The 24,392-nt window shown below is 37.3% G+C and carries 20 protein-coding genes; 15 read left to right on the top strand and 5 right to left on the bottom strand.

Annotation, left to right across the window (positions count from 1 at the left end; all coding sequences use genetic code 11):
- Positions 1-31 precede the first annotated feature (31 nt).
- Complete coding sequence (locus QUH73_RS05655) at positions 32-1,174, top strand: hypothetical protein (RefSeq protein WP_289529477.1); 1,143 nt, start codon at positions 32-34, stop codon at positions 1,172-1,174.
- On the opposite strand, the gene QUH73_RS05660 is transcribed toward QUH73_RS05655, so the two are convergent.
- A complete protein-coding gene (locus tag QUH73_RS05660; protein ID WP_289529478.1) occupies positions 1,161-1,694 on the bottom strand; it encodes a DNA-3-methyladenine glycosylase in 534 nt (177 codons plus the stop codon). The two genes, QUH73_RS05655 and QUH73_RS05660, sit on opposite strands and share 14 nt — an antisense overlap.
- Before the next feature lie 406 nt (positions 1,695-2,100).
- Here QUH73_RS05660 and rplM point away from each other — a divergent pair, with 406 nt between their 5' ends.
- The 6 genes from rplM (at position 2,101) to frr (ending at position 6,287) form a co-directional block, all read left to right on the top strand.
- Positions 2,101-2,556 (top strand): 50S ribosomal protein L13, encoded by a 456-nt coding sequence (gene rplM, locus QUH73_RS05665; protein ID WP_289529479.1) that lies wholly within the window; start codon positions 2,101-2,103, stop codon positions 2,554-2,556.
- Positions 2,557-2,562: 6 nt separating this feature from the next.
- Positions 2,563-2,949 carry a 30S ribosomal protein S9 gene (rpsI, locus tag QUH73_RS05670; protein ID WP_101261689.1) on the top strand — a complete coding sequence of 129 codons (387 nt, stop codon included), beginning with the start codon at positions 2,563-2,565 and terminating at the stop codon, positions 2,947-2,949.
- 101 nt (positions 2,950-3,050) lie between these two features.
- Positions 3,051-3,929 (top strand): 30S ribosomal protein S2, encoded by an 879-nt coding sequence (gene rpsB, locus QUH73_RS05675; protein WP_289529480.1) that lies wholly within the window; start codon positions 3,051-3,053, stop codon positions 3,927-3,929.
- Between the two features lie 26 nt (positions 3,930-3,955).
- Positions 3,956-4,780, top strand: coding sequence for a translation elongation factor Ts (tsf, locus tag QUH73_RS05680; protein ID WP_289529481.1), 825 nt, complete (start codon positions 3,956-3,958; stop codon positions 4,778-4,780).
- A gap of 99 nt (positions 4,781-4,879) precedes the next feature.
- Complete coding sequence (gene pyrH, locus QUH73_RS05685) at positions 4,880-5,590, top strand: UMP kinase (RefSeq protein ID WP_289529482.1); 711 nt, start codon at positions 4,880-4,882, stop codon at positions 5,588-5,590.
- A 133-nt stretch (positions 5,591-5,723) separates the two neighbouring features.
- The gene (gene frr, locus QUH73_RS05690) at positions 5,724-6,287 is read left to right on the top strand and encodes a ribosome recycling factor (protein ID WP_289529483.1); all 564 of its coding nucleotides are present in this window, start codon (positions 5,724-5,726) and stop codon (positions 6,285-6,287) included.
- Between the two features lie 46 nt (positions 6,288-6,333).
- Here the strand turns inward: frr and QUH73_RS05695 are convergent, their stop codons facing one another.
- Both QUH73_RS05695 and QUH73_RS05700 read right to left on the bottom strand, forming a co-directional pair.
- Positions 6,334-7,122 carry a BtpA/SgcQ family protein gene (locus QUH73_RS05695; protein ID WP_289529484.1) on the bottom strand — a complete coding sequence of 263 codons (789 nt, stop codon included), beginning with the start codon at positions 7,120-7,122 and terminating at the stop codon, positions 6,334-6,336.
- A gap of 32 nt (positions 7,123-7,154) precedes the next feature.
- Complete coding sequence (locus QUH73_RS05700; RefSeq protein WP_289529485.1) at positions 7,155-8,039, bottom strand: OmpA family protein; 885 nt, start codon at positions 8,037-8,039, stop codon at positions 7,155-7,157.
- Between the two features lie 329 nt (positions 8,040-8,368).
- Between QUH73_RS05700 and dxs the strand changes: the two genes are divergently transcribed.
- Positions 8,369-10,303, top strand: coding sequence for a 1-deoxy-D-xylulose-5-phosphate synthase (gene dxs / locus QUH73_RS05705; protein WP_289529486.1), 1,935 nt, complete (start codon positions 8,369-8,371; stop codon positions 10,301-10,303).
- On the opposite strand, the gene QUH73_RS05710 is transcribed toward dxs, so the two are convergent.
- Positions 10,300-10,566, bottom strand: coding sequence for a hypothetical protein (locus QUH73_RS05710; RefSeq protein ID WP_289529487.1), 267 nt, complete (start codon positions 10,564-10,566; stop codon positions 10,300-10,302). The genes dxs and QUH73_RS05710 overlap by 4 nt on opposite strands.
- Before the next feature lie 346 nt (positions 10,567-10,912).
- Here QUH73_RS05710 and QUH73_RS05715 point away from each other — a divergent pair, with 346 nt between their 5' ends.
- Entirely contained in the window at positions 10,913-12,565 is a 1,653-nt protein-coding gene (locus tag QUH73_RS05715) for a SulP family inorganic anion transporter (protein ID WP_289529488.1), read from the top strand.
- A gap of 132 nt (positions 12,566-12,697) precedes the next feature.
- Here the strand turns inward: QUH73_RS05715 and QUH73_RS05720 are convergent, their stop codons facing one another.
- Positions 12,698-13,894 (bottom strand): aminopeptidase C, encoded by a 1,197-nt coding sequence (locus QUH73_RS05720; protein ID WP_289529489.1) that lies wholly within the window; start codon positions 13,892-13,894, stop codon positions 12,698-12,700.
- A gap of 178 nt (positions 13,895-14,072) precedes the next feature.
- On the opposite strand from QUH73_RS05720, the gene QUH73_RS05725 reads away from it, so the two are divergent.
- The 6 genes from QUH73_RS05725 to QUH73_RS05750 all read left to right on the top strand — a co-directional run bounded on the left by QUH73_RS05725 (position 14,073) and on the right by QUH73_RS05750 (position 23,735).
- Entirely contained in the window at positions 14,073-15,713 is a 1,641-nt protein-coding gene (locus QUH73_RS05725; protein ID WP_289529490.1) for a dipeptidyl-peptidase 3 family protein, read from the top strand.
- 268 nt (positions 15,714-15,981) lie between these two features.
- Positions 15,982-16,422: an RrF2 family transcriptional regulator gene (locus tag QUH73_RS05730; protein ID WP_289529491.1), complete on the top strand. Its 441-nt coding sequence runs from the start codon at positions 15,982-15,984 to the stop codon at positions 16,420-16,422.
- 161 nt (positions 16,423-16,583) lie between these two features.
- Positions 16,584-19,307: a sensor histidine kinase gene (locus QUH73_RS05735; protein WP_289529492.1), complete on the top strand. Its 2,724-nt coding sequence runs from the start codon at positions 16,584-16,586 to the stop codon at positions 19,305-19,307.
- A 10-nt stretch (positions 19,308-19,317) separates the two neighbouring features.
- Positions 19,318-19,962, top strand: a complete 645-nt coding sequence (locus QUH73_RS05740) for a response regulator (RefSeq protein ID WP_289529493.1) — start codon at positions 19,318-19,320, stop codon at positions 19,960-19,962.
- 99 nt (positions 19,963-20,061) lie between these two features.
- Positions 20,062-22,539 (top strand): helix-turn-helix domain-containing protein, encoded by a 2,478-nt coding sequence (locus QUH73_RS05745; RefSeq protein WP_289529494.1) that lies wholly within the window; start codon positions 20,062-20,064, stop codon positions 22,537-22,539.
- 1,001 nt (positions 22,540-23,540) lie between these two features.
- Complete coding sequence (locus QUH73_RS05750) at positions 23,541-23,735, top strand: DUF1289 domain-containing protein (RefSeq protein WP_289529495.1); 195 nt, start codon at positions 23,541-23,543, stop codon at positions 23,733-23,735.
- Positions 23,736-24,392 lie beyond the last annotated feature (657 nt).

A 24,392-nucleotide genomic window follows, 5' to 3' on the forward strand; every position in this document is an offset into this window, starting at 1 on the left:
AATTGTAAATTGGCTACCCTAAAATCAAGATATGGCCAGACTCTTCTCTCAGGTATTCATCATATTATTATGGATGTTGACAAGTCAATATTCATCATTGGCACAAGATTTCAACACTCCATTTTTACACTATAAAGAATTTCAAAAAGCAGACAGCAATAAATTATTTTTACGATTTGAAAATTTCAATTTTGTGAAAAACAATGAGTACTCCGGCACTTTCTCTAATGGAACAACCTGGATCGGCTACTCGGCAACACCAAAATTGGTTTATTATCCATCTTCTAAAATTCGAATTGAAGCTGGAATGCGACTCCAGCAATATACAGGACGAACGAACTTTAATGAAACACAAGCATTATTCTCTGTAAACTATCAAGCCTCGAGTAAAGCCAATTTAATTTTAGGAAGCTTAAACCAAAACAATAACCATATGCTTTCGGAACCCATGTTCGAACCGGAAAAGTTCTTTACGGATAAAGCAGAAAGTGGAATTCAATTTTTGTATCGTACAAAACGATTAAACCTTGACACATGGATTAATTGGGAACAATTCATCTTAAAAGAGGATCCTTTTCAGGAAAAATTCACTTTTGGGATTTCAAGCAGCTATCAGTTAAATAATACATCCTCCAAAAATAGACTTTCCATTCCGGTTCAAATTCTTTTCGCACACAGAGGTGGCGAAATTGACTCCTCTGACGAATCCGTTCAAACCATTGGTAACTTTTCATCCGGCCTTGATTTTTCAAGAAAAATTGAAAATTCCAGATTTACTTCATGGTATATTAGAGCTTTAGCCTACTACGTAAGCGACAACTCCTCTGTTAGCGAACTCCTTTTTAATAAAGGACATGCTTTTTACCCGCAGATTGGCATTAACACGAAACATTCTCAATTTAGACTAGGATATTGGTATGCATATCATTTCATTGCCTCAAGAGGTTCAGAATTATTTCAATCAATATCTTATAGCAAACCAGGTTCATACCAAAACAGAAGAGAACTTGTTACATTTAAGTACTTCTATGAGCGGAAAATAAGTAAAGGCATTCATTTGGGTGGAAAAATTGATTTATACTATAATCCAGTCAATTCAAATGCAAATTACGCCACAGCAATCTATCTCAGAATCAATGGAGATTTCTTTCTGAAAAAAGTTAGTTGGAATTAAAGCTTTGCTTTCTCAATTTTATAACGATACAACTTATTTTTCCAAATTTCACCCGCATATTCAACATTAATTCTGGGATGAACGTATAATTGCATAACATGCCATCATCTTCCATCCAAATTCGATTAGAGCTCTCCAAATCCTCTCCATAAAAACTCTTATCCAACTTTAATTGCTGTCCGATTTTACCCGGACCATCAATTCCTTCAACACCACGAACCAATATTGCCTGAGCTTGATCCTTTTTACCGGTTACAATATTTAGCAACCAATAAATCCCGTAAATTAAATAAACATAGACGTAACCACCGCAAGAATAGATAACCTCTGTTCTTTTGGTGCGCCCCTTTGATGCATGAGATGCCAGATCCTCCTCTCCCACATAAATTTCAATTTCTGTTATTCGAAACCGCTCTTCCTTCATTGTTTCAAATTTTCGCACAATGATTTTTCCGATCAGCTGACGGGCAACAATATTGATATCCCTCAGGAAGAAATCTCTTTTTAATCGAACGCTCATTCGTTTCAATATTTTAAATTTTCAAATGTAAAAACTCCTTAGTTCCTGCATATCAAATGTTCCAATTGCATTTCTTTCCAAAAAAATACTAAAAAGAGACTTCTAAAATAAATTTATTTCATACTTTTGCAGAGAAATTGTGACGATGGGCTTATTTGTGAAGACTCCCCACCCCAACAACTTGATTCTACTACCCTTAGCAAGTAAAGGATTCAATATTGGGAAATATATCAATTTGATTTTTTGACAGACTTAACTCCTCCACATTACCCGATTATCCACATCAGGTTAAGTTCTTCATCAATAAATCGTTAAAAAAATTGGTGTATTTATAGGATTCTTGTACTTTTGCAAGCCAAATTGGAATAATTGTATTAAAAAGTATTATTTATTAAAAGTTTTTAACGTGGATACATTAAGTTACAAAACAGTTTCTGCAAACAAAGCAACTGCTACTAAAGAGTGGATTGTTATTGATGCAGCAGACCAAGTGTTAGGTAGACTTAGCTCTAAAGTAGCAAAGCTGATTAGAGGTAAATACAAACCTAATTACACTCCTCATGTTGACTGTGGAGACAACGTGATTATTATCAATGCTGAGAAAGTACGTATGACTGGAAATAAAATGACAGACAGAAAGTATTTTTCTTACACTGGACACCCAGGTGGACAAAAAATTAAAACTCCAGCTGATCTTTTGGCGAAACACCCAGAAAGATTAATTGAGAAGGCTGTAAAAGGTATGCTTCCAAAAAATCGTTTAGGAAGAACTCTTTACACAAACCTATATGTAGTTGTAGGTCCTGAGCACAAACACGAAGCTCAGCAGCCAAAGAAATTAGATTTAAACACAATTAAATAAGTAGGTATGGAAGTTATTAATGCTATTGGACGTAGAAAAGCAGCTGTTGCCCGTGTATACGTTAGCGAAGGTAAAGGTCAGATTACCATCAACAAAAAAGAGCTTAAAGAGTACTTTACTACCGGAACTCTACAGTACATCGTAAAGCAACCTTTAAACCTTTTAGAGGTAGCTGAGAAGTACGACATCAAAGTAAATCTTGATGGTGGTGGAGTTACAGGTCAGGCAGAAGCTCTTCGTTTGGCAATCTCCAGAGCACTTGTTAAAATTGATGCAGAATCAAAATCAGCACTAAGAACTGCAGGTTTCATGACTCGCGATCCTCGTGAGGTTGAACGTAAAAAACCAGGTCAACCTAAAGCACGTAAGAAATTTCAATTTAGCAAGCGTTAGAATTTTTGTGGCAAGTTTAGTATCTAAATTGGTAAGACTTCGATTTTCGAACTACTTAGCAATTGCCATAAAACGAATGTAAACGATTAAAAAAAACAAAAATGTCAAATACTACATTTGAAGAATTATTAGAAGCAGGTTGCCATTTTGGTCACTTGACTAGAAAATGGAATCCAAAAATGGCTCCTTATATTTTCATGGAGCGCAATGGAATTCACATTATTGACTTGCACAAAACAGCTGTAAAGCTGGATGATGCCGCCGCAGCATTGAAACAAATCGCTAAATCAGGAAGAAAAATTCTTTTTGTTGCTACTAAAAAGCAAGCAAAATCAATCGTTTCTGAAAAAGTAGCAGCAGTAAATATGCCATATGTAACTGAGCGTTGGCCAGGTGGTATGTTAACTAACTTCCCTACTATCAGAAAGGCTGTTAAGAAAATGTCTACCATTGATAAAATGGAAGGTGACGGAACTCTTAACCACCTGTCTAAAAGAGAAAGACTACAAGTATCTCGTCAAAGAGCTAAGTTGGAAAAAAACTTAGGTAGTATTGTTGATCTGACCAGATTACCGGCAGCTCTATTTGTAGTTGATGTAATGAAAGAATATATCGCTGTTAAAGAAGCAAACCGTTTGGGTATTCCTGTTTTCGCAATGGTTGATACAAACTCAAGCCCAGATGGTATTGATTTCGTAGTTCCTTGTAATGATGACGCTTCCAGCTCTGTTTCTATTATTCTTGACATTGTAACCGCTTCTATTAAAGAAGGTTTATCAGAAAGAAAAGTAGAAAAAGATACTGAATCAACTGAAAAGAAAGCTTCTAAGCCTAAAAAAGCAAAGAAAGCAGATGCTCCTGCAGAAGAAGCACCAGTTGCTGAAGTTGCTCCTGCTGTAGAAGTTGCTCCAGAAGCTCCAGTTGCAGAAACAACTCCAGAAGCTCCGGCTACTGAAGAAGAAAAGAATGATAAGGAATAATTAACTAACAAAAAATTAGATATATCATGTCTATTAAAGCAGCAGATGTAGCCAAATTGCGTAAAGCAACTGGCGCAGGAATGATGGATTGTAAAAATGCTCTTACTGAAGCTGAAGGGGATTTTGACGCAGCGGTAAGCATTATTCGTAAAAAAGGAATGGCGATTGCTAACAAACGTGCCGACAGAGAAGCAACTGAAGGTGTTGTATTAGCAAAAGTTTCTGAAGATAAAAAAAGTGGTGTAATGATCACTCTAAACTGTGAAACTGACTTCGTTGCAAAGAATGATAGTTTCGTAGAATTTGCAACTAAAATTCTTGATTTAGCTTTGGCAAACATGCCTGCAGATCTTGAAGCTTTGAAAGCTTTAGAGCTTGAAGGAAGAAAAGTTGAAGAACACGTTACTGAGCAAACCGGTGTTATCGGTGAGAAAATCGATTTAAGTTTCTTTGGTAAAATGGAAGCAGAATATTCTGTTGCCTATATTCATGCAGGAAACAAATTATCTACTATGATTGGTTTTAACAAATCAATGGACGAGCAAATGGCAAGAGACGTTGCTATGCAAGCTGCAGCTATGGCTCCAATTGGTATTGATAAAGATGATGTTGCTGCTGATGTAGTTGCAAAAGAACTTGAAATCGCAAAAGAAAAAGCTCGTTTGGAAGGAAAACCTGAGGCTATGCTTGATAAAATTGCAGAAGGCCGATTGGTTAAATTCTTTAAAGAATCAACATTATTGAACCAGGACTTTGTTAAAAACAACAAGCAAACTATTAAGCAGTATCTTGCTGAATCTGACAAAGATTTAACTGTGACGAAAATGATGCGTTTCACATTAAATGCTTAATACAATTATTATTACATATAAAAAGAGTTCCTTTTCGGAACTCTTTTTTTTTATCTTATCGTAGAATTTTCTCAACTTTGGGTATAAAAATCTGAAAGAATGGTTAAATACAAACGTATACTACTAAAATTAAGCGGCGAATCATTAATGGGTGATCAACAATATGGAATTGATTCACAACGATTAAGTGACTATGCCGAACAAATTAAAGAAATAACTGATCTTGGCGTTCAGGTTGGAATCGTAATTGGCGGCGGTAATATTTTTCGCGGACTAAGCGGTGCCGCTAAAGGTTTCGACCGTGTAAAAGGCGATTCAATGGGAATGCTGGCTACGGTAATTAACAGCCTTGCACTTAACTCCGCATTGGAAGCCATTCAATGTAAATCAAGGGTTTTAACAGCAATTCGAATGGAACCAATTGGTGAATTCTATTCGAAGCAAAAAGCGGTAGACTACCTTTCTGAAGGTTGTGTTACGATCTTCTCTGCCGGAACAGGTAATCCCTATTTTACAACAGATACTGGTTCTTCGCTTCGAGGAATTGAAATAGAAGCTGACGTAATGCTTAAAGGAACCCGTGTTGACGGCATTTATACTGCTGATCCTGAAAAAGACAGTACTGCTACCAAATTTGAAACCATTACCTTCGATGAAATCTACCACAAAGATTTGAGAGTTATGGATTTAACTGCAACAACAATGTGTAAAGAAAACAATTTACCAATAATTGTTTTCAATATGGATACAAAAGGAAATTTAAAGCAAGTGATTGAAGGTGAAAATATTGGAACTTTAGTTCACAATTAACAGCCACAAGCTCTTTACTACTGATGCATTTTAGTTTTAGTAAAAAAGGACTATCTTTATTTCATCATAGATTTTTGCTATTTTTGTAAGCACTATACATTGATCAATAAAAACATATAAAAATCTTTCTCCGATGAATGAAGAAGTTCAAATGTATCTGGATGATACGCAGGAAAGGATGGAAGCTGCTGTTGACCATCTTGAAAAAGAATTAGTAAAAATTCGTGCTGGAAGAGCAAATCCAAGCATGTTGAATGGTGTAATGGTGGATTACTACGGAAGCATGACTCCTCTTGCTCAGGTTGCCAACCTAAGTGTACCTGATCCTAGAACAATTGCTATTCAGCCTTGGGAAAAACCAATGATTGTACAAATCGAAAAAGCAATTATGAATTCAAATTTGGGATTTAATCCGGATAATAACGGAGAATTAATCAGAATTCATATTCCTCCTTTGACCGAAGAACGCAGAAACGACTTGGTAAAACAGGCTAAAGCTGAATGTGAACACGCCAAAGTAAGCGTCCGAAATGCCAGAAGAGATACCAATGTTGAATTAAAAAAACTGGTAAAAGAAGGTTTGTCGGAAGATGTTGAAAAAGATGCAGAAGCTATTGTTCAAAAACTAACTGACAAATACAGCAAAACAGTTGACGACCTACTGATTGAAAAAGAGAAAGATATCATGACCATATAATAATTGAAAAAAGCTGCCCCGAAAGGCAGCTTTTTTTTTACGATTATTAGTTTCTTAATTTCTTAACTGTCTGCATAAATATTTTCAACCGCTCATCAGAAATGTCATTCTCCCAATATCCATCTTCCTTAAAATGCGAACCAACAATAAAAGCCGAAGCATAATCCCAATACTCCGAAAGATTCTCTGCAGTAATACCTGATCCAATTAATACGGGAATGTGAATTTTATCCTTCAAGCTTTTTAATTCGTGCAAATAAACAGCTTTTCCTGTTGAAGAACCTGTTATAATAACACCATCACTTAGGAAGAACTCCGCAGCATGAGCAGTTTCGGCAATATCAACATCCGCAGTAATGGCATGCGAGCTGTGCTTCTTTTTAATATCGGTAAGCACAAAAACATTTTCTGCTCCAATTGTTTTTCGATACCGCATCAGCTCCCCGGCACAAGAATCGATATAACCCTCATCGGCAACATGACCAAATACAAATCCTTCAGCACGGATAAATTGAAAATTAGCCGCTTTTGCTACCGCCAGAGCTTCTTTATTGGCTCCAGCCAATATTTGAATTCCTAAAGGTAATTTTACAGCATCACGCACTGCTTTTGCAACAACTGCCATAGCTGCTGTTATTTCCGGCCCTACCGAACCTTTTAGGTAAGGAACGTCGTGCATGTTCTCGATCATAACAGCATCCAAACCAGCTGTTTCATACTGCATGGCTTCTTTTACAGCAATTTCACAAATCTTTGCCAAGGAATATTTATTTTTCGGCGTTCCAGGCAATGCCTGAACGTGCACCATTCCTATTATGGATTTATTAAGCTTCATTTTTCACAGATATGAGATCATTAAAACACTATTTAGTTACTTTCAAGAATTTTAAACAACTCATCCAATTTAGGGGTAAGAATGATCTCAGTTCTACGATTTTTACTGCGACCTTCGGTGGTTGCATTAGTACCAATCGGCACATATTTGCTGCGCCCCGCAACGGTTAGCCTTTCGGCATCAATTCCTGTATTTAAGATCAATATCCTAACAATCGATGTTGCTCTTTTCACACTTAAATCCCAGTTGTCTTTTAACTCACCACTACCCTTGTAAGGAACATTGTCGGTATGACCTTCAATCATTACATTAATATCTTTGTTTTGAGCCAATACACCAGCCAAATTCCCTAATGCCTCCACTCCTCTTTGATCCACCTGATAACTTCCCGATTTAAAAAGGAGTTTTTCATCCATAGAGACATAAACCTTTCCATTTTTGGTGGTGATCGACAAACCATTGCCGTCAAATCCGGTAAGGGCATTCATTACCTTTTGCTTTAAAGCCTTAACTGCCTCATCTTTTCTATTTAAAGCCAATTCCAATTCCTGTAAACGCTTATCTCTCCGATTCAATTCAGCCTGCAAGGTATCGAGGGTTCGTTTGCGGGCATCCATTTCTTTTTCCAAGGATAGAACCTCATCTTCGCGCAATCTCAATTCATTTTGAGCTTTTTTAATCTGTCCTAGTAATACTTTTGTTTCTTTCGCATTTCCGGCCTGCATTCCTGCCAATTGATTTAGTAAATCCTGATTACTCTTTTCAATTCTACTTAATCGTTCCCGTGCAGACTGAAGACGCCTTGATATTTGAACAGTATCTGCAAGAATATTTTTATATTTCTCATTCAAAACCTCTAATCTTCCACTCAATTCGTTGTTAGACTCACTTAGAGTAAGGTTTTTTTCCTTTTCCATCTCCAATTCGTCCTGGCAGTTTTGTTGCTTAGATTGGAGTTCTTGAAATTGTCTTGTAGGAACACAAGAAAAGCATAGAAAAACTGATGCTAAAATAAATAACAGCGGACTCGTTTTTTTGAACATGTTTAAATTGTACTTTTATTAGTAATGAAACTTGCAATTACACAAGCAAATATAAGAATCTGACATGGTATCGTCATCACCGGATAGAAGAATACTTTAGTTTTTATTATTATCTTCGTCAATATTTTTCTTCCAGAGTGATCTGTTTATCTACCATCAGTTGAAAAAAATGATTGGTAAACAAATTCTTATTCTGTTAAACGATGAAAAGGGGGATTTCGTACATGGGCAAGTCTGAAAAAGAATTTTTAGATCAAATCAATTTTCCATCCGATCTGAAAAAGGTATCTGAAGATGACCTTATTCAGGTTTGTGAAGAATTGCGCCAGGAAATTATTGAAGAAGTTTCATGTAATCCAGGTCATTTTGGTGCCAGTTTAGGTGTAGTAGAACTTACCGTTGCGCTTCACTACGTACTAAATACTCCCTACGACAACCTAATTTGGGATGTGGGTCATCAGGCATACGGACATAAAATTCTTACCGGAAGAAAAGATGTTTTTCATACCAACAGAAAATACAAAGGAATAAGTGGTTTCCCTAACAGAAACGAAAGTGAATACGATACTTTTACTGTTGGACACTCCTCTACTTCGATTTCTGCCGCATTAGGGATGGCTACTGCTGCCCATTTAAACGGAGAAACTAATCGAAAAACAGTTGCTGTAATTGGGGATGGATCGATGACTGCCGGTTTGGCTTTTGAGGGATTAAACAATGCGGCCAACAACAATGCTGATTTACTGGTTATCCTAAACGATAACAATATGGCTATCGATCCTAATGTTGGAGGCTTAAACAACTACTTGCTGGATATCACTACTTCTCAAACCTATAATAAAGTAAAGAATGATGTTTGGCGGTTTCTAGGAAAATTAAACCGGTTAAATCCAAATACTCAAAAGTTATTTCAGAAAGTAGAACAAGGAATCAAAACCATTCTGCTAAAACAAAGTAATATTTTTGAGGCTTTTAACTTCAGATATTTTGGACCTGTTGATGGTCATGATGTGAATCACTTGGTAAAAATTTTGAGTGATTTACAAAAAATTCCCGGTCCAAAACTTTTACACGTTATTACAAAAAAAGGAAAAGGATTTAAACTGGCAGAGCAGGATCAGACCTACTGGCATGCACCCGGAATGTTCGACAAAGTAACAGGCGAAATTTTACAAACTGAATCAACGAGTCCGCAAGCACCAAAATTTCAAGAGGTTTTTGGCAATACCTTGGTTGAACTAGCTGAAATGAATGATAAAATTGTTGGAATCACTCCAGCAATGCCAACGGGCAGTTCATTAAATATTATGATGGAAAAAATGCCCGATCGTGCATTTGATGTTGGGATTGCAGAACAGCATGCTGTAACTTTCTCGGGCGGATTGGCTGCAAAAGGAAAATTACCTTTCTGTGCCATCTACTCAACATTTATGCAAAGAGCTTACGATCAGGTAATTCATGATGTAGCTCTGCAGAATGTAAATGTTGTTTTCTGTCTGGATCGTGGTGGTATTGTTGGTGCCGATGGTGCAACTCATCACGGCGTTTACGATCTTGCCTTCTTCCGATGCATTCCAAATATGACGATTGCCTCTCCTCTTGATGCTATTGAGTTGAGGAATTTGATGTTTACTGCCCAACAAGAAAATATGGGTCCTTTTTCCATTCGTTACCCCCGCGGTAAAGGTCGTATTCTTGACTGGCAAAAACCTTTCGAGATTCTTCCTGTTGGCAAAGGTCAAAAGCTTAAAGATGGAAAAGATCTTGCAATTCTATCGATTGGTGCCATTGGTGTAGAAGCTATGGATGCCATTGAAGAACTGGAAAAAGACGGCTACTCGATTGCTCATTACGACATGCGGTATCTGAAACCTATTGATACCGGATTGCTGCATGAGGTTCTTGGAAAACACGATCAGATTATCACTCTTGAAGATGGGTGTATTATTGGCGGATTAGGATCTGCAGTCATCGAGTTTGCGAATGATAATAATTATCGCGCCAAAGTAAAACGCTTGGGTGTACCCGATAAGTGGGTAGAGCAAGGTACTCAACAGGAATTGTATCGTGAATGTGGATACGACAAATTGGGAATCATCGAATCGGCAATCGCAATTTTAGCCAGAACGGAAGGTTAGGGATTATCTCTGTATCCATCAGAATAAGGATCAAGCCCTTCGAAATCTCCTGTAAAAGAATCAATTCTTCTCTGGAGCTCCGGATTCATCTTAATTAGATAGATCGTGTCTTCGGTACGTAACTCCACAACATTTATTTTATCACCATTTGGTTTGGTAATGCTGATCAAGTCCTCTTCATAAATTCCATCGGGAAAGGTTTTTATCAGACGTTGAATCAACTCAATTCCAATGCTTTTAAAGTCCTTAATTACTCTTTTCATCACACACTGATTAATAATCGATATCAATCTTTTTTCACATTCCCCTAAAACTGGTCCGGGCAGATAAGAGTTTTAAACAGGATCATTGCCTCCTTTTATTACTGATCTCAATTTAAGGAATTTAAGAGAATGAAAAAAAAATATTCTCCGGAAAGAACTCTATTTATATTTCCAATTTAATGGTACGAAATGGAGAATGAGAACGAAATCAAGCTTCCCGAAACATCTTAGGCAGTACATAAATCGTTTCCGCTCAAATAAAAGTGAATTCTATACTCCAATACCAGCATTCCTAAATATTAAAAGCCTAGTTTTGCCGACTTATTCAAAATTTCGATGATAACATATGGTAGATTTTTTTAGAAAGAAAGCAGCAAATTCAAAAGATGATATATTATCCGGATTAACCGTAGCTCTTGCATTGGTACCAGAAGCGGTTGCCTTTGCCTTTGTGGCTGGTGTTGATCCTTTAGTTGGGCTTTACGCCGCCTTTATGGTTGGTTTAATTACTTCTGTTTTTGGTGGTCGCCCGGGAATGATCTCCGGAGCTACCGGAGCCATGGCAGTTGTTTTGGTTAGTCTTGTAAAAGAAGGAAATGATCTGGGAATGTCAATGGCTAATCCCGTTCAGGATATGGGTTTGAACTATTTATTCGCAACAATAATTCTGGCAGGTGTTCTTCAATTTTTAGCCGGTGTTTTCAAGTTTGGTAAATTCGTCAGACTCATTCCCCACCCTGTTATGATGGGGTTTGTAAATGGTTTGGCAATTGTTATTTTCATGTCGCAGCTAGGAATGTTTCCACAGGTAATTAATTGGGATGCCATTTCTTTCTCAGACTACACCCTACATATAAACCGTGAAGCATTTTGGGTAGCAGATAAAGTTCTATATACGATGGTTGGTTTGGTTATTCTCACCATGAGTATCATGTATCTTCTTCCAAAGATTACAAGTAAAATACCTGCAGCTCTTGTTGCTATTTTAACGGTATCGGCCATTGTGATATTTGGAAATCTTGATGTCAGCACTGTTGGATCATTTATTAGAGATGGCGGCGGTACTGGTCTTAAAGGTGGCTTGCCTGCTTTCCAGAGTCAATTGTTTGCAATGGTTCCTTTCAACTGGACTACCGTTACATTTATTCTTCCTTATGCGGTAATTTTAGCTGCCATTGGTCTTATTGAGTCGCTAATGACTTTGAATTTACTGGATGAAATTACCAACAGCCGTGGAAACGGAAACCGCGAATGTATGGCGCAGGGAGCTGCAAATATCGTTACCGGATTTTTCGGCGGAATGGGTGGATGTGCCATGATTGGTCAATCGCTGATTAATGTAAAATCGGGCGGACGAGGAAGACTATCGGGAATTATTGCGGCATCTACCTTATTGGTATTTATTCTTTTTGCCTCTCCTTATATCGAAATGGTGCCAATCGCTGCACTTGTAGGAGTAATGTTTATGGTGGTTATCGGAACATTTGCCTGGTCTACATTCAATGTTCTGTTTAAAATACCAAAAGCCGATGCCTTTGTATTGGTTCTTGTATCCGGACTCACCGTTATCTTCGATCTTGCCATTGCAGTACTTGTTGGTGTTATCGTAAGTGCCCTTGCCTTTTCCTGGGAAAATGCCCGTAGAATCCGTGCAAGAAGATCGTTTCGGGAAGATGGTACTAAAATATATGAAATTTGGGGTCCTTTATTTTTTGGTTCCATTACCACTTTCAATAACAAATTTGATGTCGAAAATGATCCTGAATCGGTAGAAATTGATTTTATCGAATCACGTGTAGCCGACCATTCGGGAATTGAAGCAATCAGTAATTTGGTTCAGAAGTATGAAAATGCCGGAAAAACCATTAAATTGAAACACTTAAGTGATGACTGTATTACTTTACTGCAACGTGCCGATGATCACTTTAGAACCGTTATTTTGAGAGATATTGATGATCCGAGATACTATGTTGTTACTGATAAAGCAAAAATTGGATAAGCTCAAAAGATATTTGTGATGGAAATTCGTTTCCATTGCTTTTTTTTCACCTCCTTCCCATGCGGGAGGAGGTGTTTTTTATAAAAAAGGGCTTGAATTTTCATCCAAGCCCACTTCATTAGTATTTGGATTTTATTTCAATCCCAATTTCTTGGCAATCTCGGCAGGAATCGCATCTTTATGCAATAGCAAACCAACGGTTTTGTACTGTACAAATGCCTTCGATGCATAGAAATATCCATCGTAAGGATTGTTGTCGGTTCCCCACGAGTTTTTAATCAGGTAATACCTGTTGCCGTTTTGATCTTTCGCAGTACCCACCATGTGCATCAAATGATCTTCGGTCGATTCGTAATTATCAAACGCAATCTGACGCATTTCCTGTGTTATTTCTTTTTCTTTCACAGGATATTCTGTTCCGTATGCCGCTTTCTGATCCTTGCTCATTTTCTCCCATTTCGAGATTTCCGCATTGTCCATGCTTTTTTCTTCGGTTTCGGGAACTACAGCCACACCTTTACGATATGCAAAACCATCTTCACTAACATCACTTCCCCACGCAAGGCTGTATCCATTCTCGATAGCATTATCAACAACCTGCATCATTTCATCCATTGGTAAATTGTACACCTTACCCAACGACCAGTTATCCGGTCCTTCGAAAATAAAGCTTTCGTAAAACGGATGATGTGTATAAGAAGTAATTGTTACGTAATCGTCCATATTAAGACCTTGTTCCTTTGCGAAAGACTTTGGCGTGTATTCTTTAGTATTGTAAGTAAAAGTCTCTGGAATCTCCCCTAAATAAGCATCTAAAATTCCATCAAACCCTTTCATCCAAACCGGAGTAATTTTTTTGTTCTTATTTTTTACAACAGCATCAACATAGGCTTTTAAAACCTCATCCATTTCGCCATGTACAGGCATTGTTTCACCAAAAGTATTTCCGGAATAAGCTTCCTGTGGAATCAAACCAAAATCCTTCACTACGTTCAAAGCATCCCAGCCTTCAGCACCGGAAGAAAAACTTTTCATCCCGTGAAAACGAACGTAATCTGTTGCGCGCAAATGATAGTTGCGGTTCACAATAAACATCTCCGAAAGATCCAATTCTCCTTTTCCCAACCGAATGATTTCCGATTCCAGAAATGAAATGCTTGCAAAAGACCAACAAGTTCCGGATCGGTACTGATTTTTCACCGGCGTTGCTTTCAATTGCTTTTCGATAGTAAACTGATAGCTTTTCTTTACCTCTTCCTTTTTTTTAGCAGAAGATGTTTGAAACAGACCAAATACAAGAATGGCCGCAATTAAAAATCTGTTCTTCATTTTTATAATTGTTAGCTTGTTTAAGTTAATTATTATCAGGTAAATCTTGATAAAACAATTCTTTGCTGTATTTTTGATTATTAACAAAAAGATCATGCAATGTAAAAATAATTCAACAATTTTATTGTTGAAAAAATCAAAACCGAACAACATTTTCTAACTTAAATATCACACAAAAATGAAAAAAATCGCTTCAATTACACTGTTGCTGGCCATGAATATAGGCTTTGTGGCTTGTAATGAGAAACCAGCCAAAAAAACTGAGGTTTCTCCAATACAAAAATTAGTAGATCAGTACGCTGAATTTGAACTTACAACAGACATCAGTAAACTGACCAAAAACGAAAAACAGATGCTTCCTATTTTAATGGAAGTTGCTGATATTATGGAAGAGTTATTCTGGAAAGATGCAATTGGAGACAAAGCAGAATTTTTAGGAGCACTTACCGATCCTTCAGCAGTTGCCTATTCAAAAATAAATTACGGCCCTTGGGATCGTCTAAACAATAACCTGCCTTTTATAGACGGATTTGGAACAAAACCTAAAGGTGCAAACTTCTATCCAGGCGACATGACTCAAGAAGAATTTGATGCCATTCCAGACGAAATGAAAACCGATTGGTATACAAAAATTGAACGTGACGAAAATGGGGAACTGAAAGTGGTTCCTTATCATGTTGTTTACAAAGAACAAATTAAAAAAGCTGCTGATTTGCTATTGAAAGCTTCAGAATTAGCTGAAGATGCTGGTCTGAAAAAATATCTTGAGCTGCGTTCTACGGCACTTCTTACTGATGATTACCTGGCTTCTGATTTGGCTTGGATGGATATGAAAACCAACACGCTTGATTTCGTAGTTGGCCCAATCGAAACCTACGAAGATGCTCTTTACGGATACAAAGCTTCACACTCGGGTCAGATTTTGGTGAAAGACAAAGTTTGGAGCGAAAAATTATCCAAATTTGCTTCTTTACTACCTCGCCTGCAGGAAGGTCTTCCTGTTCCTGCCAAATACAAAGCAGAAAAAGCGAACGCTAATGCAGATATGAATGTTTATGACGTAATCTACTATGCAGGTGATTGCAACGCGGGCAGCAAGAACATTGCTATTAACCTGCCAAACGATCCTCGTGTTCACGCTCAAAAAGGATCAAGAAAATTGCAGTTAAAAAATGCAATGAAGGCTAAATTCGATAAGATTTTAGTTCCTATTTCTGATTTACTGATGGACGAAAGTCAACGCAAAAACGTAACTTTTGATGCTTTCTTCGAGAATGTAATGTTTCACGAAGTGGCTCATGGTTTGGGTATTAAATACACTTTAAAAGATCATGAAAGCGTTCGTAAAGTTTTGAAAGATACTTACACTTCTATTGAAGAAGGAAAAGCAGATATTCTTGGCCTGTATATGATTACGCAAATGGCTGAGTGGGGCGAACTGGATGCTGACAAGCTGATGGATAACTATGTTACTTTTATGGCTGGTATTTTCCGTTCGGTACGTTTTGGTGCTGCCAGCGCTCACGGAAAAGCAAATATGATTCGTTTCTATTTCTTCGAAGAGCAAGGTGCTTTTACAAGAAATGCAGAAACCGGCACTTATAAAGTTGATTTCGAGAAAATGAAAGCCGCTATGAATGAATTGGGAAAACAAATCTTAATTGTTCAGGGTGATGGTGACTATGAAGCAGCAAAACAAATGATTGCCGCCAGAGGTTTTATTCGTGAAGATCTTCAGAAAGATTTAGATCGTGTTAACAATGCCGGTATTCCAAAAGATGTTGTATTTAAGCAGGGAATGAACGTATTGGGATTGTAAGCCAATTGATACGTAGTTAGTAAATAGATTACGGACTCCACAATTTATAAAGAACGAGGCTGAATCGATCGCGATTCAGCCTCTTTATGTTCCCGCTCAAATCACCTCATGTAATCCCATTCCCTTTATTTCCTCTCTTTTGTAATTGTTAAAATATTAATCTACTTTAGCGATTAAAAGACCTCCTTGTCTTTTTCTGAATTTTGACTTCAATTATCAAGTACGGTTCAAGTCGAAACAAAATAAGTACTAACAATTCAGAATATTTATGCTCTCAAAAACTGCCGAATATGCGATTCGTGCACTGGTTTATATCCAGTTGCAAAACTGGGAAGAAAAACGTCCGGGATTTAAGGAAATAGCCGAAAATATAGAATCACCCGAACACTTTACTGCAAAAATATTGCAGGTACTAACACGCTTCAGTCTGATAAAAAGTTTAAAAGGGAGAAATGGCGGGTTTTTCTTTGATAAAGAGCATGAAGATCTTCAACTCTATAAAATTATTACAGCAATTGATGGAGAAAAATCTTTTATCAGCTGCAGTTTTGGTTTTAAAAGCTGCGATCAGGAAAACAAATGCCCATTGCATGATGATTTCTCAGAATTAAGAAAAAATTATACTGTTCTCGTAAAAGAACGTACCATACAAAGTCTTGCGAAAAGAATCCTAAACGGAGAAGCTGTTCTAACACAGAACATTAAATAGAAATATCTATTTCAGGGAACAAATCTGAAAATCCGAAACCATAAAGGTGCCAAAATTGGGTATTTTACAACATAGCATATCATCTTTAGCCTTTGTATCTTACCAATCCTTTAAGTCTGTCCGAATAAAACTTTTTTACACCGGCGAAGTATAAATTGAATATGAGTAAAACCACTAACATTCTTTGGAAAACCAGCCTTCTGTTTTTTTTCGTTTTCCTTTTTGCATTTCAGGCTTCTGCAAGAAAAAAAAGAGTACTCATTCTGCATTCTTACCATCAGGGATTGAATTGGACCGATAATGTAAGTGCCGGGATACAGTCTGTTTTGGGTCGTGAAGACAATGTTGAGCTGATGTTTGAATACATGGACACAAAGCGGAATTCAAATCCAGAATATCTGAAAGAATTCGCGAATCTTTATGGCCTCAAACATCTGAAAAATAAATTTGATGCCATCATTGTTTCTGACAACAATGCCTTGGATTTTGTAAGAGATTATTATACTGATTTCTTTAAAAATACACCAATAGTATTCTGTTCTATTAATCAATTCTCCGATCAGCTGGTGAAAGGAATTGAACACGTTTCTGGTGTTACCGAAGAAATTGACTCGAGAAAAACAATTGAAGTTGCCTTGCGCCTGCATCCAAAAGCAACAAAATTAGTTGTGATTAACGACAATCAGACCCAATCGGCAATCTTGAACAGAAATAACATTAAATCTTTTTGGCCTGATCTGGACACAGATGTTGAACTGGTTTTTTTGGAGAATTTACTTATTGATGAATTGGTTGATCAGGTTAAACACCTTGATCCCAACAGCATCATTTACCTTCTTAATTTTAGCCGCGATAAAGAAGGTAATTTCATTTCTTATCAGGAAAACATTGAAATCATCCGGAAAGCCACAAGACTACCAATTTATAGTAGTTGGGAATTCTATTTTAACGAAGGTATCGTTGGAGGAATGCTAACAAGTGGATATAAAGAAGGAGAATTCGCCGCTAAAATAGCTCTTCAGGTATTGCATGGGAAAGAGATCAATAAAATCCCGATTGTTCAATCAGGATACAACAATTTCAAATTCGATTTCGAACAAATGAAACGTTTTGGAATTCTCCCTAAACAACTTCCAAAAGGTAGTATCATCAGCAACCAACCACCTCCTATTGTTCCCCAGTACCAAACATCGCTATTTGTAATAATTATATTCGGCTTAATCATTGCAATTATTTTAAGGTATTCGAAATTGAAAAGGGAGCAAAATGAGAAGAAACTGATTCAGGCAAATGAGGAATTGGACCGAAGAGTAGCCGACAGAACAAAAGAAGTTGTTTTTGCGAACGAAAAACTGGAGTTGCAAACCGAACAGATTATCAAACAAAATAAGGAACTGGAAGATCACCGGCACAATCTTTTGGAACTTGTTAAAGTACGTACTGAAAATTTAGAGGAGGCAAATCTGGAACTTAAAAGCAGCCGCGACAGGCTTCTTCGAATGTTGGATGCAAATTCGGATGGTGTTTGGGAGCATAATTTCGCAAACGACCAAACCTACATTAGTAAGATCATCTGGGACAAGCTGGGCTATAAATCTGTAACCATTTCTAACACAAAAGATCTTCTCTGTAAAATTATTCATCCGGAGGATTTAATCATCATCAAACAAAAACACCGGCAAAACAAATTGGGCTATAGTGCATTGTTTATTGTCGAATTCAGAATTTTCGCAAGCACTAAAGACTGGATGTGGTTCAAAGCAAAAGGACAAATTCTTGATTATGACCAAAATGGAAAACCGTTAAACATTGTTGGTACACTTATTAATATCACTCAACGAAAAGAAGCCGAAGAAAAAATAAGAAGCGAAGAACGAAAGTTGAGAGTCTCGGAAAAGAGATGGCGTTCCCTAATTGAGCAGGCATCCGATGGGATACTAATTTACAATACTGACGGCAATATTCTGGATGCCAACTCAGCAGCATGCAATTGGCTGGGGTATTCTGCTGATGAAATTCTGACACTGAATTACAGCGAAATAGATTCCAGACACAGCAGTTCGGAACTTCACTCTTATTGGAGAAAATTAAATGCTTCCTACCCTTCTCTTTCTTTTGAATCGATGCAAAAAAGAAAAGACGGATCAAGCTTTCCTGTTGAAATTCACCTTAGCCTGATAGAATTGCAGGACAGTAAGCTCATTTTGTCATTGGTAAATGATATTAGTGTACGTCAGGAAACCGAACGCAAAATTTTAAATGCAGTAATTAACACAGAAGAAAGCGAAAGAAAGCGATTCGCAACCGACTTGCATGATTCTATTGGGCCTCTTCTTTCCAGTATTAACCTGTATCTTTCATCCATAGATAAATTTGAATCGGAAGTAGAAAAAGGGAATATTATAAAAGCTTCGGTTGAAGCGGTAAATGAGGCTTTGGTAAGCATCAAAGAAATTTCGAACAACCTGAGCCCGCATATCTTAAATGATTTCGGGTTGGAAAAGGCCATTCGTTCTTTCACCAATAAAATCAATTTATCGCAGGCCATAAGTATTAGTTTTTATGCTGAAAATATGGAAGAGCGAATCAACCATCAGGTTGAAGTCGTAATTTTTAGGGTAGTAAGCGAATTAATTAATAATACAATTAAACACGCACAAGCAACAAATATTGAAATAAACTTGTCAAGAGAAGAAAATTTGGTTTCTCTTATCTATATTGACAACGGAATTGGTTTTGATGCCAAGGAGATTAATGCCGGAACATCAACGGGAATGGGATTGTATAATGTATTTAGCAGGATTAAGTCGTTAAACGGTTCGCACAAAATAAAAAGCCACCCAAAACGTGGCGGCATGATGGCAGTAATAGAGATTAATCTGTAAATTAAAGAGCATGAGTGAGTACAGAGTAATGATTGTGGATGACCACAAAATGTTTAGAAGTGGATTGCGGTTTCTTTTGAATAGTGTTCCTAACATCAACATTGTAGGGGAAGCTTCGAACGGAAAAGAATTTCTCGAAATGGCAGATACTATTCAGATCGACATTGCTTTAATGGACATTAACATGCCTGAAATGAATGGAATTGAAGCCACCCGAAAAGCTCTCGATAAATTTCCTGACATGAAAATTATTGTTCTATCCATGCATGGAGAAGAGGAATACTACGATCAGATGTTAGATGCGGGTGTGAAAGGTTTTCTGCTTAAAAACTCCGATGCCGATGAACTGATATCAGCACTGGAAGCAGTAATTGCCGGGAAAAGTTACTTCTCACAAGAACTTTTGGTTGATATTCTTGATCAGAAAAGACTGCACAAATTAAGAACTGAAACCGTAAAATTATCACAACGTGAATTGGAAGTTTTAAAACTAATTTGCGATGGTTGCAGCAATGCCGAAATTGCAGAGGAATTATTTATCAGCCAAAGAACGGTTGACCGTCACCGGTCTAATTTACTGAGCAAAACGGCTTGTAAAAATTCAACTTCGCTGGTAATGTATGCCGTGAAAAACAGAATTATTGAAATAAGTTAATCGGCTGATCGTATAATTATCGGATCTTACATAAATTTCCATTCGTATCCCGTTAACATTTCGTATTTTTAGTTTCTCAAAAAAACTGATGTTTACAAAATGGAAAGTAATTCGCAACTGGATCTGGCTCACAAGTTTGTACGATTCACAAACACTACAATTTTTTTAACCGGTAAAGCCGGTACCGGAAAAACTACCTTTTTGCGTCAGTTAAAAGAGGAACTGCCCAAACGAATGGTAGTTGTTGCACCCACCGGTGTGGCGGCCATTAATGCGGGTGGAGTAACCATTCATTCCTTTTTCCAGCTGCCTTTTGGCCCCATAATGCCAGGGCAGATCTTAAACGAAGATAAAAACCCCAAAACCGAATCCAATTCGCCCATCCGGAAGTATCGAAAAGAAAAAATCGACATTATAAAATCTCTCGACCTGCTGATTATTGATGAAATTAGTATGGTTCGTGCCGATTTACTGGATGGCATTGATGAAGTGCTGCGCAAATTTAAAAACAGAAATCTGCCTTTTGGTGGTGTTCAGGTTTTAATGATTGGCGATTTGCAGCAATTGCCTCCTGTTGTGAAAAATGAAGAATGGAGTTTGCTTCGGAATCATTACGAAACACCCTTCTTTTTTAGCAGTCGTGCATTTCTGCAATCGCAGCACATAAGTATCGAACTTACACATGTTTACCGCCAAAAAGACGAAAGCTTCATTAAAATTCTGAACGAAATCAGGAACAACCAACTCTCGCAGGAATCCTATGCAGAACTGGAAAAGAGATATTTGCCCGATTTTAAACCAACCGATAAAGATGGTTATATCACTTTAACAACACACAATGCCCGGGCGCAGAAAATAAATGAAGAAAAACTAAAGCAATTAAAGGGAAAGTCGCAGCAATTTAAAGCGAACATTACAGGCATATTTCCCGAATACTCCTTCCCTACCGAAGAGCAGCTGCAACTTAAAACAGGTGCACAGGTAATGTTTGTAAAAAACGACAGTTCGCCCGAGAAGCTCTACTTTAACGGCAAAATAGGAAGGGTAACCGGTTTTGGAGATGATGTAATTCATGTGCAATGTGAGACAGACAATTTAGAAATTGATGTGTATCCCGAAGACTGGCACAACATCAATTACAGCATCAACCCGGAAAGCAAAGAAATTGAAGAAACAATTTCGGGTGGTTTTTCGCAGTTCCCATTGAAACTGGCCTGGGCAATTACCATTCATAAAAGTCAGGGATTGACTTTCGAAAGAGCAGTAATTGATGCCAATGCAGCCTTTGCCCACGGACAAGTTTACGTGGCCTTAAGTCGATGCAAATCGTTGGAAGGATTGGTTCTTAAATCAACGCTAAGTAAATCGGGAATCATCTGCGACAACGCCGTATCGAAATTCACACAAAATATTGAAGCCAATCCTCCGGGGGAAGAAAACCTGGAGAATTCCATTCGTAAGTATCAGTTTCAGCTTCTCGAAGAACTGTTTTCCTTTCATGATATCTACCGAATCTGCAATTACTGCAACAGGCATTTGCAGGAAAACAGAAACAGTATTCAGGGCAATTTAGCTGATAAAATGAATGCTGCCTTTCCATTTCTTGGACCTGAAATTTTGGTGGTTGGCGAAAAATTTATTCCATCGGTAAAACGATATTGTGCCGATAATCAGAACCTGCATGAAAACAAAGAGGCACAGGAAAGAATCAGCAAAGCTTCGGCCTATTTCGTGGGGAAACTGGAGGAACACCTGCAATCCATTCTGAAAGATTTTAGTTTCGATACCGATAACCAAAGTGTAAAGAAAACAATTGAGGGTTATTTGAAACAGTTGAATGAAAAGCTAAGCGTTAAACTTGTTAGTTTAAAATCGTGTTTGAAAAAATTCGATACTGCCAATTACCAAACTGTGCGGGCCAAAGCTCATTTCGAAAAACAAAACTTCCGTTTAAAGAGCCCTAAGGAAGTGGTTGATGAAAACGTAAAACATCCCAACTTGTTTCGAATACTAAAGAAATGGAGAAAGAATCTGGCCGATAAAATAAATGCTCCGGTTTATTACATCGCCTCGCAGCAAAGTCTGGTTGATATTGCCAACAATCTGCCCTACACAACCGATCAATTAAAGGATGTGAAAGGCTTTGGAAAGAAAAAAATTGAACACTACGGCGCAGATGTAATCAAAATGGTTACGGAATACCGGCAGGGACAAAATCTGGGTTTGCTGAATTTTACATCGGCTGAACCGAAAAAAATAATAAAATCCGGGAACAAACAAGATACGAAAGAGATAAGTCTTGAATTGTATAAGGATGGCCGAACAGTACGTGAAATTTCGGCTTTCAGAGATCTTACCGTTGCAACAATAGATAAACATCTGGCGCATTACGTTGGCTTGGGAATGCTGCCTCTCGATAAGTTTGTGGAAAAAAAGAAGATCAAAAAAATTAAAAAACAGCTTGAAAAAGAGGGTATTGAAAGCCTGAATGAATGCAAACAAGAACTTGGTTCTGATTACTCCTACTCCGAAATACGATATGTTCAGGCTTATCTGAAAAATGCAAATGCGAAATAAACCAATAACCATTTAAGTTTAATTAACCTTTATTCAATCCTTTTAGCATTCTTATGCCCTACATTTGAAATGTAGAAAACAGAAAATGTTTTTTCATATAGATTAGATTTAGGTTAGAGAAAATCCCGGACTTCGCAGTCCGGGATTTTTCATTTGATAATTTCCAGTACCACTTTATGAGGAAAAAGCTTGCAAAATCTCCTTCTAATTTTAGCTTCTTTTTTTCCAAAGGGCATTGAATGCCTGAATGAATGCAAGCAAGAACCTGGTTCTGATTACTCCTACTCCAAAATACGATATGTTCAGGCTTATCTGGAAAATGCGAATGCGAAATAAACCAATAGCCTTTTAAGTTTAATTAACTTTAATTCAATCCTTTTAGCACTCTTATGCCCTACATTTGAAATGTAGAAAACAGATAAATTTTTTTTTCATAGATTAGATTTAGGTTAGTAATTAGGGTTAGAGAGAATCCCGGACTTCACAGTCCGGGATTTTTCATTTGATAATTTCCAGTACCAGTTTATGAGGAAAAAGCCAGCAAAATCTCCTTCTAATTTTAACTTCTTTTTTTCCAAAGGGCATTGAATGCCTGAATGAATGCAAGCAAGAACCTGGTTCCGATTACTCCTACTCCGAAATACGATATGTTCAGGCTTATCTGAAAAATGCAAATGCGAAATAAACCAATAACCATTTAAGTTTAATTAACCTTTATTCAATCCTTTTAGCACTCTTATGCCCTACATTTGAAATGTAGAAAGCAGATAAGTTTTTTTTTCATAGATTGGATTTAGGTTAGTAATTAGGGTTAGAGAGAATCCCGGACTTCACAGTCCGGGATTTTTCATTTGATAAGATTTAATCTAAAATTTCACAGACTCCCAACAAGTAAAATCATCTGCAGAAATCATAAAAAATCACAATCATCTGCGTCCCCATTTTGAAAAACAGATAACTTTATCTTTATTTGTATTCAATTTAAATAACACAAAACGATTATGGAAGATATACAATCACCCTGCATTAGCATTTGCCGGCAAGACAGCAACGGCGTATGCTTTGGATGCAGAAGAACAACTGAAGAAATTGGAAACTGGGCGCTTTACACCAACCAAGAAAAAGAAGAAGTAATTAAAAAAGCTGCCGACCGGCGAAATGCTCCCGACACAGCTACAGGAACTTTTTTCAGATAAAAACATTACAGCCAAAATTGGAATAACAATTCAACAAACAAGAAGAATATCGGAAATATCCCGGGCAGAAGCCTGGGATTTTTTTTTTCAAACACCCCATAAAAGCAATAAAAGACGCTGGATTTAACAAAATCTGATATTTTCAGAAAACCACGTGTGGTTTCGATGCAAACCACACGTGGTTTCATCCAAAAGCACGTGTGGTTTTGAGTAATACCACAGCAGGTTTTGACCAAAACCACAGCAGGTGTTTATAAAAACAAGTTTTGTCTGCAGCAAAAAGTTTAGAGGGCGTTCCATAAAGAATGCCCTCTCTCTTTATATGATGGCAATAAAAAAACAAAACTGTCATCAACAAGGCTAAAGAATTGTTTTATCCCTAACCCAGATAATAAAGCTTTTTTCAGGCAATTATTCGCAGGCCCGCAAATTGGCAGGTTTGACAGCTTGAATCATCGTTTCGCTTTACTACCTTAGTAAAGTTTTTACAGATAACAGTTCGTGTTATCATCATAATATGTGTACATTACTGCCCGATATGGGTCGGTAAATACACTTTTCATTAAAATATAAACGAAATAAAGCCCATGGCTTTATTTGGGAGTTGAACAAAAACCGCCTTTGGCGGTAGCTTAAAAATAAGATTGTAACTTGATT

This window comes from Labilibaculum sp. K2S, from assembly GCF_030372765.1.
GTDB lineage: Bacteria > Bacteroidota > Bacteroidia > Bacteroidales > Marinifilaceae > Labilibaculum.